This is a genomic window from Thioalkalivibrio sp., assembly GCF_007692535.1.
Taxonomy (GTDB): domain Bacteria; phylum Pseudomonadota; class Gammaproteobacteria; order Ectothiorhodospirales; family Ectothiorhodospiraceae; genus Thioalkalivibrio.
The window spans coordinates 21,433-35,516 of record NZ_REBW01000075.1 but is presented as its reverse complement, the minus strand read 5'-3'; the positions used below and the strand labels follow the sequence as shown (position 1 = coordinate 35,516).

Sequence of the window (14,084 nt, the reverse complement as noted above, 5' to 3'; positions counted from 1 at the left end):
CCCCTGGCCCAGACGCGAGAATCGCCACTCTTGGAGCGCACCGACTACAACCGAACCCTGGCCCTGGCCGCGATCTTCCAGGCCGCGTCCATTGTGAAGGATCTCGCCTGGCGGGGGCACTGCGACGAACACGAGTTCGAGATCCTCATCGGCAGCCTGTTCGCGTTCGACGTGGAGGCGCCCCAGGACATCTTCCGCGGAGAGGCCAACCTGCGCACCGGCCTGGAACGGATCGAGGTGCAACTCAAGTCCGGCGGAAAGCCCCCGGACATGGAGATCACCCGGTACGCGATCGGCCTGATTTTCCTTGAACGCAAGCTGCAGGCACGTCCCGACATGCTAGAGGCCCTGGGTGACGGGCTGAAGGCAGCCGAGCGTCAGGTCGAATACTTCAACATGACCCATGAGAGTGTCATCGCCCGCCTGGCCGACGTCTACCAGGAGTCGATCTCCAAGCTCGGGCCTCGCATCATCGTACAGGGCGAACAGACCCACCTCTCCAATCCCAACGTGGCCGCACGCATCCGGGCGACACTGCTCGCCGGCATTCGTGCCGCGGTACTCTGGCGCCAGGCCGGGGGCTCTCGCTGGAAGCTGCTCCTCGGACGCAACCGCCTGATCCATGAGGCCCGCGATCTGCTGCATCGACTCAACAACTGAAACCTGGAGCCGACCCCATGAGCGCAACCTCCGACAAGTACACCCAGACCGTGAAGGCAGGCGGCCGCGAGTGCGGTATCGTGCCGATCACCGACGATCCCCGGGCGGCGAGTCTCCCCTACTCGCTCAAGATCCTGCTGGAAAACCTGCTGCGCTTCGAGGACGGCCGCACGGTCCGCGCCGGCGACATCGAGGCCCTGCTCGACTGGGACCCGCAGGCTGAGCCGACACAGGAGATCGCGTTCCGCCCCGCGCGTGTGCTGCTGCAGGACTTCACCGGCGTACCGGCGGTCGTCGACCTCGCCGCGATGCGCGACGCGATGGTGGCCCTCGGTGGAGATCCGGAGAAGATCAACCCCCTGCAACCCGCCGAACTCGTCATCGATCACTCGGTGCAGGTGGATTCCTACGGCAACGTGAACGCCGTGAACCTGAATGCCGAACTCGAGTACTCGCGCAACCGCGAACGCTACAGCTTTCTGAAGTGGGGCCAGCAGGCCTTCGCCACCTTCAAGGTCGTACCGCCGGACACCGGCATCGTGCACCAGGTGAATCTCGAGTTTCTCGCCCGTACCGTGTTCATGGAGGAAGGGCCCGACGGAAGCTGCCGCGCATATCCCGACACGCTGGTCGGTACCGACTCCCACACCACGATGATCAACGGCCTCGGCGTGCTCGGCTGGGGCGTGGGCGGCATCGAAGCCGAGGCCGCGATGCTCGGCCAGCCGATTTCCATGCTGATCCCGCAGGTGGTCGGTTTCCGGCTGACCGGAAAGCTGTCCGAGGGCGCCACCGCCACGGACCTGGTGCTGGTGATCGTCGAGATCCTGCGCAAGCACGGCGTGGTCGGGAAGTTCGTCGAGTTCTTCGGTTCCGGTCTGGCCGACCTGCCGCTGGCGGACCGCGCGACCATCGCCAACATGGCGCCGGAATACGGCGCCACCTGCGGCATCTTCCCCATCGACGGCGAAACGCTGGAATACCTGCGCCTGACCGGCCGCGATGAAGCCCAGATCGACCTGGTCGAGGTTTACGCCCGCGCACAGGGCCTGTGGCGCGAGGACGATGCCCCCGACGCCCGCTACACCGACGTCCTCGAACTCGATCTCTCCAGCGTGGAGCCCAGCCTGGCCGGACCCCGTCGTCCGCAGGACCGGCTCCGCCTCAGCGAGGCCGGCGTTCGCGTCAGCACCATGATCGATACCCTGCTGAAGGAGCGTGCCAGCGCCCTGTCCGAGCCGGTCGAGGCCGAACGCTTCGAGGCCGAGGGCGGGCACACCGCCGTGGGCGTGGAACAACAGGCGCAGGATATGCCGCGGCGGACCCGGGTCAGCATGGGCGGGCAGGAGTTCTCCCTGGACCATGGCGATATCGTGATCGCGGCGATCACCTCCTGCACCAACACCTCCAACCCCTCGGTGATGCTGGCCGCCGGCCTGGTGGCGCGCAAGGCGCGCGAACGCGGCCTGAAGGTCAAGCCCTGGGTGAAGACCTCGCTGGCTCCTGGCTCCAAGGTGGTCACCGAATACCTCGAGCAATCCGGACTCCTGACCGATCTGGAGGCCATGGGCTTCCACGTGGTCGGCTACGGCTGCACCACCTGCATTGGCAACTCCGGTCCGTTGCCGGAATCGATCAGCCAGGCGGTCCTGAAGGACGACCTGATCGTCAGTTCCGTGCTCTCCGGCAACCGCAACTTCGAGGGGCGCATCCACTCCGAGGTGCGCATGAACTTTCTCGCCTCGCCGCCCCTGGTGGTCGCCTATGCGCTCGCGGGCACCATGACCAAGGACCTGTTGAACGACCCGATCGGCGAGGACAGCATGGGCCAGCCCGTGTACCTCAAGGACATCTGGCCCAGCAATGCCGAGATCCAGGCCGTCGTCACCAGCAGCGTCACCGCCAAGAGCTTCAAGAGCAGTTATGAAGACGTCTACCGCGGGGAGGACCGCTGGATGCGCCTGACCTCGCCCGAAGGCGATCGTTTCGACTGGAAGGACGACTCCACCTACGTACGCAATCCGCCCTACTTCGACGGCATGACCATGACGCCGGCACCGCTGACCGAAATCAAGGGCGCGCGCGTGCTGGCCCTGCTCGGCGACTCGGTGACGACCGACCACATCTCCCCGGCCGGCGCCATCCGCCCCGACAGTCCCGCCGGCCGCTACCTGGCCAGCAAGGGCGTGAAGCCAGTCGACTTCAACTCCTATGGCTCACGCCGCGGCAACCACGAGGTGATGATGCGCGGCACCTTCGCCAACGTGCGCCTGCGCAACCTGCTCGCGCCGGGCACCGAAGGCGGCGTGACAGTGCACCTGCCCGACGGCGAGGCCATGTCCATCTACGATGCGGCGATGCGCTACAAGGAAGAGGGAACCCCGCTGGTGGTGATCGCCGGCCAGGAATACGGTACCGGCTCCTCGCGCGACTGGGCGGCCAAGGGCACGCTGCTGCTGGGCGTCAAGGCCGTGATCGTCGAGAGCTACGAGCGCATCCACCGTTCCAACCTGATCGGCATGGGCGTCTTACCGCTGCAGTTCCTGCCCGGAGACAATGCGGCATCGCTGGGCCTGACCGGCCGCGAGGTCTTCGCCATCGAGGGCCTCGACGAAGGCCGGGCCAGCCAGGTCAACGTGCGCGCCACCCGCGAGGACGGCTCGGAACTCGAGTTCCAGGCCCGCGTCCGCATCGACACCCCGCAGGAAATCGACTACTTCCGCCATGGCGGCATCCTCCCCTACGTACTCCGCCAGCTCGCCGCCTGACCAACCCGGCTGACGGACCGCCCCATCTCTCCCTTCATCGGGAGAGTGGGGATGGGCGTCAGACCTTCAGCGCGGCCCGGTGAGGCGTGCAGGGTCCAGCATCTCCGCCAGGCGCTGCCGTTCGATCCCCGTTTCCTCGGCGGCCACGTCCAGGATCGGACGCCCCGACGCATACGCCATCTTGGCGATGCGGGCTCCGGCCTCGTAGCCGATTTCGTCATTCAGCGCGGTCACCAGGATCGGGTTGCGGCTCAGCGCCTCCTCGATGTGCCCGCGGTTCACGGTGAAGCCTTCGATCGCCTTGTCCGCGAGATGTCGCATCGCACCGGAGAGCAACTGGATCTGCGTCAGCAGATTGTCGGCGATCAGGGGCAGCATCACGTTCAGCTGAAAACTGCCTGACTGCGCGGCCAGGCTGTTCGCCGCGTCCAGACCGGTCACCTGCACGCAAGCCATCATTGCCGCCTCGGGGATCACCGGGTTCACCTTGCCGGGCATGATCGAGCTGCCGGGCTGCAGTGCCGGAAGCGCGATCTCGGCGATGCCGGCCAGTGGCCCGGAATTCATCCAGCGCAGGTCGTTCGCCACCTTGAGCACGGCGGTGCCCAACGTGCGAAGCTGGCCCGAGAGCTCGGCCGCGGTGTCCTGGCTCGATAAAGCGGCGAACCCGTTGTCCTGGCGTGAGAACGGCAATTCCAGACGCTGCGCGAGGCGCTTCGCAACCTTCTCGCCAAACGAATCCGGGGCGTTGATGCCGGTGCCGACTGCGGTTGCACCGATCGCGAGTTTGCACAGGCGGCGCTCGGTGTCGGTCAGCCGTGCATCGGCCAGCTCCAGCTGGGTGCGCCAGCCGGAAAGTTCCTGGTCCATCCGCAGCGGCATCGCGTCCATCAGATGCGTGCGCCCGGTCTTCACCACGCCCGACAGTTCCCGCTCCCGCCCGGCGATCGCCGCGATCAGGTGCCGCAGCGCCGGGCGCAGGTCCCGCTCCAGCGCCTGTGCAGCGGCCACGTGGATTGCGGTGGGGATCACGTCATTCGAGCTCTGCCCCCGGTTCACGTGATCGTTCGGATGCACCGTCGCGCCTGCCTGGGCGGCGAGGTGACTGATCACCTCGTTCATGTTCATGTTCGTGCTGGTACCGGATCCGGTCTGGTAGACGTCCACCGGGAAGGCGTCCGCGCGATGTCCCAGGGTGATGGTGTCGGCGGCAGCAACGATGGCCTCTGCCTGTTCCGGCGCCAGGTGGCCCAGTTCCAGGTTCACCTCCGCGCAGGCCGCCTTGACCTGGGCCAGGGCCTCGATGAATGCGGCGGGAAGCGGGCGACCCGCGATCCTGAAGTTGTCGACCGCGCGCTGGGTCTGCGCGCCCCAGGGGGCCTCGGCGGGAATCGCCACGGGCCCCATGCTGTCCTGCTCGATTCGCTGTGCGGGTTTCGACACGTGCCTGCTCCGGCTGAGAACTGGCCCTGTATTATACTGCGGCACCCCGAAGACCAAGGCCCGTCCGATGCCCATGTCACTCTCGTCACTTACCGCCGTCAGCCCGGTCGATGGGCGTTATGCCCGCCACACCGAGGCGCTGCGCGCCCATTTCAGCGAGCAGGGCCTGATGCAGGCGCGGGTACGGGTCGAGATCGCCTGGCTGAAGGCCCTCGCCACCGAGCCGCATATCGCCGAGGTTCCAGCGCTGGCGGCAGATGCCGAAGCCTTCCTCGATGGCATCGCCGCGGAATTCGACACCGCTGCCGCCGAACAGGTCAAGGCCATCGAGGCCACCACCAACCACGACGTGAAGGCGATCGAGTACTACATCAAGAAGCGCATGGCCGAGCACCCTGCCCTGTCGGCGCAGATCGAGTTCGTGCATTTCGCCTGTACCTCCGAGGACATCAACAACCTGGCCTACGCACTGATGGTCAAGGAGGCCCGCGACGCGGTGCTGCTGCCCGCACTACGGGACCTGCTGGGGCCACTGGCCGCGCTGGCCAGGACTCTCGGCGAGCAACCCATGCTGGCGCGCACCCATGGGCAGCCCGCCTCACCGACCACCATGGGCAAGGAACTCGCGAACGTCGTGGCCCGGCTGCAGCGCCAGTTTCACCAGCTCGAATCGGCACCGGTACTGGGCAAGATCAACGGTGCTGTCGGCAATTTCAACGCCCATCTGATCACCTATCCCGAGGTCGACTGGCCGGCATTGTCGGGGCGGATGATCGTGGGCCTGGGGCTGGAGCCCAATCCCTACACGACGCAGATCGAGCCGCATGACTTCCTGGCCGAGCTGTTTCACGCCCTGATGCGCCTGAACACGGTGCTCATCGACAGCAGCCGGGACATCTGGGGCTACATCTCCAACGGCTATTTCCGTCAGCGGGTGGTCGCCGGGGAAGTCGGCTCCTCGACCATGCCACACAAGGTCAACCCGATCGATTTCGAGAACGCCGAGGGCAATCTGGGCCTGGCCAACGCCCTGCTCGATCATCTCGCCGGAAAGCTGCCGATTTCGCGCTTCCAGCGCGACCTGACCGATTCCACCGTGCTGCGCAACATCGGCGTCGGCTTCGCCTGGTCCCTGATCGCCTACCGCTCCTTCATCCGGGGCCTGGGCAAACTCGAGGCGGACCCGGTCCGGATGCAGGCGGACCTGGACGCCAACTGGGAAGTGCTCGCCGAAGCGGTACAGACGGTCATGCGCCGCCACGGCGTCGAGGCGCCGTACGAGAAGCTGAAGCAACTGACCCGCGGCCAGCGCGTGTCGGCCGAACGGATGCGCGAGTTCATCGATGGGCTGGAGATTCCGGAAGAGGCTCGCGCCCGCCTGCGCGATTTGACGCCCGGGCGCTATATCGGTCTGGCCGCGGAACTGACCGCGCAGCTGCCCGACAGCTGAGCCGAGCCGGTGCCGCGCCAACCGGACCCACTGCTCGGAGGGCTGACCCCTGCGGAGTTTCTGCGCGACTATTGGCAGCAACGGCCGCTGCTCGTCCGTGCGGCAGTGCCGGATTTCGTCAATCCCATCCCGGCCGACGAACTGGCCGGCCTCGCCTGCGAACCGGGTGTCCGCTCGCGTCTGGTGCTCGGCCATCCCGAGCAGAGGGATTGGCGCGTCGAATACGGCCCCTTCGACCCGAAGCGCTTCGCCGACCTGCCCGCAACCGCCTGGACCCTGCTCGTCTCCGAAATGGAGCAATACTGGGACAACGGCCCGGACTGGCTGCGCCGATTCGATTTCATCCCGCACTGGCGCCGTGACGACCTGATGGTGTCCTATGCAGCTCGGGAAGGATCCGTCGGGCCTCACATCGACGCCTATGACGTCTTCCTGTTTCAGGCCCAGGGACGGCGGCGCTGGCAGATCCAGGAACCGCCGCCGAAGTCCCCGATCTGCCTGCCTGCCCTGCCGTTGGCCATCCTCCGCAGCTTCGACGCCAGCCGCGAATGGGTCCTCGAGCCGGGTGACATGCTCTATCTCCCGCCGGGTGTTCCGCATCTCGGCCTGTCCCTGGATGATGACTGCATGACCTGGTCCATCGGCTTCCGTGCACCGGCCTGGCGCGACCTTCTTGCGGCGCTGTTGGAGGATCGGCTCGCCGTGACCGGACCCGAACTGTTTGAAGACCCGGGTCGCAGCCCGGTCGAGCGCGCCCGTGAAATCGGCGCCGAGGACCTCGCTGCCCTGCGCGCAGGGCTGCTCACCCACCTCGGCGCGAACACGAAAGACCTGGATCGGTTTCTGGGCGAGTTCCTGACACGACCGCCGGACCGGGAGCCGGACGCGGAAGAAGCCCCCGCGACGCTGGACCCCACCCAGCGCTACCGCTTCGATCCCGCCCTCCGGCGCTTCTGGAGCGGGAACGCGGGTGACCGAACGCTGTTTCTCGGGGGACACGCCGTCCCTGCCGCGGCGCTGACGATTCCGGACGCGGACGAATTCTGCGCACTGCCGACGGTCACGCCGCGGGTGTGGATAGACCGGCTGCCGCAACTGGCTTCGACGCTTCAGGACCTGTTGACGCGCGGCTGGATCGAGGCCGATGGCGAACAGACGTTGTAAGCCACGGGGTCAGACGTCAGTGGTCGGAAGGCGCGGGGGAACGGGTTCGGCGCGGCGGAGAATGGCCGGGCCCGTCGTTCTGGGCTATCGTTCTTGACCCTGTGACCGTTTGCGGGGTAGTTTTTCTGGCTGGGCAGGGCGAGCATCGTCCTGTTCTTGCTTCCTTCCGACGGGGCGGCGTCGGGCTGCGGGGTCGATCGTGGTGCATGCGGCCTTCGACATGCCCCATCTTGACGCGTAACGGGCCGGCGCGAGGCGTGCTTTCGCCCCATGACGCGTCCAAGAAATGGCACGATTGCTGCCTCTTGAATAAGCTTGCGCGCACGCAGGAATCCGGCTGGAACGTCGGATCCCGCAGGGTCCGCCGGCGTTCGTGCCGAAAGAGGCACGATCAGCCCGCGAATCCGCAGGCGTCCCGTATCAACCAGGTACCAAACGAGGTCCAACTGATGAGCATTCGCGCCTTTCCCCCCGCGCAGGGGCTGTACGACCCTGCCCTCGAGCGTGACTCCTGCGGCGTCGGGTTCGTCTGCCACATCCGGAACGAAAAGAGCCATCGCATCGTGGCTCAGGGTCTGGAGATCCTGGAGCGCCTGCATCACCGCGGCGCCGTCGGCGCGGACCCGAAGGCCGGCGACGGCGCCGGCATCCTGGTTCAGATCCCGGATGCCTTCCTGCGCGCCGAGGTCGACTTCGAACTTCCGGAACCCGGCAAGTACGGCGTGGGAATGGTCTTCCTCCCGCGCGAGCAGGGTCCGCGGGCGGAGATGGAAGCCATCGTCAATCGCCATATCGAGGCCGGCGGCCAGACCGTCCTCGGCTGGCGCGACGTTCCGGTCGACAACAGTGACCTCGGCGACAGCGTGCGCCCCAGCGAACCCGTCGTTCGGCAGGTCTTCGTCGGCTGTGCCACGGACTGCCCCGATCAGGATCTCTTCGAGCGCAAGCTGTTCGTCATCCGCAAGCGCATGGACAACGAGATCCGTGCCGCCGGGTACGAAAAAATGGCCTACTACGTGACATCGATGTCGTCGCGGACGCTGAACTACAAGGGCATGCTGCTGGCCTATCAGGTCGGCAACTACTACCTCGACCTGCGCGACGAGCGCTTCACCAGCGCGCTGGCGCTGGTGCACCAGCGCTTCTCGACCAACACCTTCCCGACCTGGGACCTGGCGCAGCCGTTCCGCATGATCTGCCACAACGGAGAGATCAATACCCTGCGCGGCAACGTGAACTGGATGGCAGCGCGCCGCCACACGATGCGCTCGGAGGTGCTCGGCGACGACCTCGAGACCATCTGGCCGTTGATTCCCGAGGGCCAGTCGGACTCGGCCTGCTTCGACAACGCGCTGGAACTGCTGGTCATGGGCGGCTATTCCCTGGCCCACGCGATGATGATCCTGATTCCCGAGGCCTGGTCCGGCAACCGCCTGATGGACGACGAACGCCGCGCCTTCTACGAGTACCACATGGCCCTGATGGAGCCCTGGGACGGCCCGGCCGCGGTGGCCTTCACCGACGGGCGGCAGATCGGCGCCACCCTCGATCGCAACGGCCTGCGCCCCGCGCGCTATCTGGTGACCAACGACGACTTGGTGGTCATGGCCTCCGAGATGGGCGTGCTGGACATCGCCGAGGAGCGGATCATCAAGAAGTGGCGCCTGCAGCCCGGAAAGATGCTGCTGATCGATCTTGAAGAAGGCCGCATCATCGACGATACCGAAGTGAAGTCCAAGCTGGCTGCGGCCAAGCCTTATGGCGAGTGGCTGAAGAAAACCCAGATCCGGCTCGAGGAACTGCCCACGGGCGTCGGCCCGATGGCACCCGACGATGCCACCCTGCTCGACCTGCAACAGGCCTTCGGTTACAGCCAGGAGGATCTGAAGTTCCTGCTGACCCCGATGGTACTGACGGGCCAGGAGGCCATCGGGTCCATGGGCGCGGACAATCCGCCGTCGGTGCTGTCCAGCCGTCCGAAGCACCTGTCCACCTACTTCAAGCAGAACTTCGCACAGGTCACCAATCCGCCGATCGATCCGATCCGCGAGGAACTGGTGATGTCGCTGGTCTGCATCATCGGTCCCCGCCCCAACCTGCTCGGGATCAACGAGGCCGGCAAGCACTGGCGTCTGGAGACCGCACAGCCGGTGCTGACCAATCAGGATCTCGAACGGATCCGTCACATCGAATACAACTCGGGCGGCGCCTTCCGAACCCGCACGCTGCACACGGCCTACCCCGCACCGGAGGGCGCCCAGGGCATGGAAGCTGCCCTGGAACGCCTCTGCAAGGAGGCGGAGAAGGCCGTGCTCGATGGCTACAACATCCTGATCCTGTCCGATCGCAACATCGATCGCGACCACATTCCGATCCCGATGCTGCTGGCCACGTCCGCGGTGCATCATCATCTGATCCGTACCGGGCTGCGCACCAGTTCCGGGATCGTCGTGGAGACCGGCGCCGCACTCGAGGTCCATCACTTCGCAACGCTTTCGGGTTATGGCGCGGAGGCGATCAACCCCTACCTCGCCTTCGACACCATCCAGTCGATGCTGTCGCGCTTTCCCGAGCAGCTGGCGTTCGAGGAGGCCCAGAAGCGCTACATCAAGGCGGTCGGCAAGGGCCTGTTGAAGGTGATGTCGAAGATGGGGATTTCCACACTGGAGTCCTACTGTGGCGCCCAGATCTTCGATGCCGTGGGCCTGAGGAACAGCTTCCTGCAGACGTACTTCACCGGTACCCACAGCCAGGTCGAGGGGATCGGCCTGGCCGAGGTCGCCCGCGAGGCGGTTCGCTGGCACTCGCTCGCCTTTGGCGCCGAGCATATCTACCGCAAGCAGCTCGATGTCGGCGGGGACTACGCCTACCGCCTGCGCGGCGAGGATCATGTGTGGACTCCGGAGACGATCTCCAAGCTCCAGCACGCGACCCGTGCCAACGACCCCAAGACCTACGCCGAGTACTCGCAGCTGGTCAACGAGCAGAACGAGCGTCTGCTGACCTTCCGCGGCCTGATGGACTTCCGCTTCGCCGAAAATCCGGTTCCGATCGAGGAGGTCGAACCCGCCGCGGAGATCGTGAAGCGCTTTGCCACCGGGGCGATGTCCTTCGGCTCGATCTCCCACGAGGCACACTCGACGCTGGCCCGGGCGATGAATGCCATCGGCGGCAAATCCAACACCGGTGAGGGCGGTGAAGAGGCGGAACGCTTCCTGCCGCTGGCCGACGGTACCCGTAATCCCGCGCGCTCGGCAATCAAGCAGGTCGCCTCCGGCCGCTTCGGCGTGACCACCGAATACCTGGTCAACGCCGACGATATCCAGATCAAGATCGCGCAGGGCGCCAAGCCCGGCGAAGGCGGCCAGTTACCCGGACACAAGGTAAGCGCACAGATCGCTCGCGTACGCCACTCCACGCCCGGCGTCGGACTCATCTCGCCTCCCCCGCACCACGATATCTATTCGATCGAGGACCTGGCGCAGCTGATCCACGACCTGAAGAACACCAACCCGCGGGCGCGCATCTCGGTGAAGCTGGTCTCCGAGATCGGCGTCGGCACGGTGGCGGCCGGCGTTGCGAAGGCCCACGCCGACCATGTGACCATCGCCGGCTACGACGGCGGCACCGGGGCAAGTCCGTTGACGTCGATCAAGCACGCGGGGAGTCCGTGGGAGATCGGGCTGAGCGAGACCCACCAGACGCTGGTCATGAACCGGCTTCGTGGACGCATCGCGGTGCAGGTCGATGGTGGCCTGCGCACCGGCCGTGACGTCGTCATTGGCGCACTCCTCGGTGCCGACGAGTTCGGCTTCGCGACCGCGCCGCTGATCGTCGAGGGCTGCATCATGATGCGCAAGTGCCACCTGAACACCTGCCCGGTCGGCGTGGCGACACAGGACCCGGAACTGCGCAAGCGCTTCACGGGCAAGCCCGAGCACGTGATCAACTATTTCTTCTTTGTCGCCGAAGAAGTGCGGCAGTTGATGGCCAAACTGGGTTTCCGCACGCTCAACGAGATGACGGGCCAATCCGACCGTCTGGAGATGCGTCGGGCCATCGACCACTGGAAGGCCTGCGGCCTGGACTTCTCGCGCCTGCTCCGCAAGCCCGATGTCGGACCCGACGTCGCACTGTTCAACTGCGAGTCCCAGGAACACGGGCTCGACGAGGCCCTGGACCAGGAACTGATTCGCCAGGCCCAGCCTGCCCTGGAGCACGGAGAGCCGGTACGGATCGAGACCACGATCAAGAACTACAACCGCACCGTCGGCACCATGCTGTCGGGCCGTGTCGCCGAGCGCTATGGTCACGCGGGACTCCCCGACGACACGATCCACATCAAGGCACGCGGCACCGGCGGGCAGTCCCTGGGGGCCTGGCTCGCGAAGGGCGTAACCCTGGAAGTGGAGGGGGAAGCGAATGACTACGTCGGCAAAGGTCTCTCCGGCGGCAGGCTGATCGTGTACCCACCGAAGGACGCGGGCATCGCCCATGCGCAGGAGAACATCATCGTCGGCAATACCGTGCTCTACGGCGCGATCAGCGGCGAGTGCTTTTTCCGCGGCGTGGCTGGAGAGCGCTTCTGCGTTCGCAATTCCGGTGCCATTGCCGTCGTCGAGGGGGTGGGCGATCACGGCTGCGAATACATGACCGGCGGCATCATGGTCTGTCTGGGCTCCACCGGCCGCAACTTCGCGGCGGGCATGTCCGGTGGCATCGCCTATGTATTCGACGAGGACGGAACCTTCGATCAGCGCTGCAACCTGGCCATGGTGGAACTGCAGCCGATCCCCGACGAGGACGACGCGCTGGAAGCGCTGGACCACCAGGGCGGCGATCTCGAGACGAAGGGACTGGTGGATATCCGCCACGACATGACTCGCCACGACAAGATGCGCCTGCGGCTTCTGATCGAGCAACACCTGCACTACACCGATTCGGAGGTCGCCCGCAGGATCCTCGAGGACTGGGACAACCAGTTCGCACGCTTCGTCAAGGTGATGCCGTTGGACTACCGCCATGCACTGGAGCAGATGAAGGCCCGACAGAGTCGGCCACCCACTTCCCACCGGCCCTTGAAGGCCACACTGGCCATGAAGGAGAGCGCCGTTCATGGGTAAGCCAACTGGATTCATCGAATACGAGCGCCGCGACCGGCGTTACGAGCCCGCATCCGACCGGATCGTTCACTACGAGGAGTTCGTCATCCCGATGCCGGAGGGGGAAGTCCGGGAACAGGGTGCGCGTTGCATGGATTGCGGTATCCCCTATTGTCACCAGGGCTGCCCGGTCGACAACCTGATCCCCGACTGGAACGATCTGGTCTATCAGGGCGACTGGCTGCAGGCCATCGAGACGCTGCACTCGACGAACAACTTCCCCGAGTTCACCGGGCGGATCTGCCCGGCACCCTGCGAGGCTGCCTGCACTCTCAATCTCGATGACGTGCCGGTCACGATCAAGACCATCGAGTGTGCGATCGTCGACAAGGCCTGGGAGGAGAACTGGATCAAGCCCCAGGTTGCGCAGCGGCGCACGGGCAAGAAGATCGCCATCGTCGGCTCGGGCCCAGCAGGACTCGCCTGCGCGCAGCAACTCGCCCGTGTCGGCCATCAGGTGGCCATCTTCGAAAAGGCCAATCGCATCGGCGGCCTCCTCCGCTACGGCATCCCCGACTTCAAGCTGAGCAAGCACCTCATCGACCGGCGCATGGCGCAGATGCGCACCGAAGGGGTGGAGTTTCACACCAATTCCCACATCGGTACGGACATCCCCGTGTCCCGATTGCAGGAAGAATACGACGCCGTGATCCTTGCCGGGGGCTCCGAGGCGCCGCGCGACCTGCCGTTGCCCGGCCGGGACCTCAACGGCGTTCATTTCGCGATGGACTTCCTGACCCGCAACAGCAAGCGGGTCCAGGGATTGTTCGTGCCCGAGGATGAGTTCATCAGCGCCGGCGACAAGCACGTGGTCGTCATCGGCGGTGGTGATACGGGCTCGGACTGCATCGGCACGTCGAACCGCCACGGCGCACGGTCGGTCACCCAGATCGAGATCCTGGACAAGCCCCCGGCAAAGGAAGACAAGGGCCTGACCTGGCCCGAGTGGCCGAACCGACTGCGCACCTCGAGCTCCCAGGAAGAAGGCTGCGAGCGGATGTGGAACGTCGCGACCAAGGGCTTCGTGGACGACGGTCGCGGCAACGTGCGCGCACTGCGCTACGCGCTCGTGCGCTGGGACCGCGACGAGCAGGGCCGCTGGAAGATGTCCGAGGTACCCGGCAGCGAGGGAGAGATGAAAGCCGACCTGGTGCTGCTGGCCATGGGGTTCGTGCATCCGGTGCACGAAGGCATGATCGCCGAACTGCAGGGGAAGGCCAACCTGGAGCTCGATCCGCGCGGCAACATCAAGGGCAGCACCGAAGGCGCGAAGGCCTACTACACGAATGTCGACGGCCTGTTCGCCGCGGGCGACATGCGGCGCGGGCAGTCCCTCGTCGTCTGGGCCATCCGCGAGGGCCGGCAGTGCGCCCGCGCCGTCGACGAGTGGCTGATGGGCGCCTCGGACCTGCCGCGCTGACCCGGGAGGGGGGGTGG

At 65.9% G+C, this 14,084-nt stretch carries 7 protein-coding genes; 6 read left to right on the top strand and 1 reads right to left on the bottom strand.

Annotated elements, in window-relative coordinates:
• Positions 1 to 30: 30 nt before the first annotated feature.
• On the top strand, positions 31 to 660 hold the full coding sequence (hflD, locus tag EA346_RS02750; RefSeq protein ID WP_296755340.1) for a high frequency lysogenization protein HflD: 630 nt from the start codon (positions 31 to 33) through the stop codon (positions 658 to 660).
• Positions 661 to 677: 17 nt separating this feature from the next.
• A complete protein-coding gene (gene acnA / locus EA346_RS02745; protein ID WP_296755338.1) occupies positions 678 to 3,428 on the top strand; it encodes an aconitate hydratase AcnA in 2,751 nt (916 codons plus the stop codon).
• 66 nt (positions 3,429 to 3,494) lie between these two features.
• Here the strand turns inward: acnA and EA346_RS02740 are convergent, their stop codons facing one another.
• Entirely contained in the window at positions 3,495 to 4,871 is a 1,377-nt protein-coding gene (locus EA346_RS02740; protein WP_296755336.1) for a class II fumarate hydratase, read from the bottom strand.
• 73 nt (positions 4,872 to 4,944) lie between these two features.
• Between EA346_RS02740 and purB the strand changes: the two genes are divergently transcribed.
• From purB to EA346_RS02720, 4 genes are all read left to right on the top strand, one after another.
• Positions 4,945 to 6,321, top strand: coding sequence for an adenylosuccinate lyase (gene purB, locus EA346_RS02735; RefSeq protein WP_296755334.1), 1,377 nt, complete (start codon positions 4,945 to 4,947; stop codon positions 6,319 to 6,321).
• Positions 6,322 to 6,330: 9 nt separating this feature from the next.
• Positions 6,331 to 7,485 (top strand): cupin domain-containing protein, encoded by a 1,155-nt coding sequence (locus EA346_RS02730; RefSeq protein ID WP_296755331.1) that lies wholly within the window; start codon positions 6,331 to 6,333, stop codon positions 7,483 to 7,485.
• A gap of 449 nt (positions 7,486 to 7,934) precedes the next feature.
• Positions 7,935 to 12,608 carry a glutamate synthase large subunit gene (gltB, locus tag EA346_RS02725; protein WP_296755328.1) on the top strand — a complete coding sequence of 1,558 codons (4,674 nt, stop codon included), beginning with the start codon at positions 7,935 to 7,937 and terminating at the stop codon, positions 12,606 to 12,608.
• Entirely contained in the window at positions 12,601 to 14,067 is a 1,467-nt protein-coding gene (locus EA346_RS02720; protein ID WP_296755325.1) for a glutamate synthase subunit beta, read from the top strand. Before gltB ends, EA346_RS02720 begins: the two co-directional genes overlap by 8 nt.
• Positions 14,068 to 14,084 lie beyond the last annotated feature (17 nt).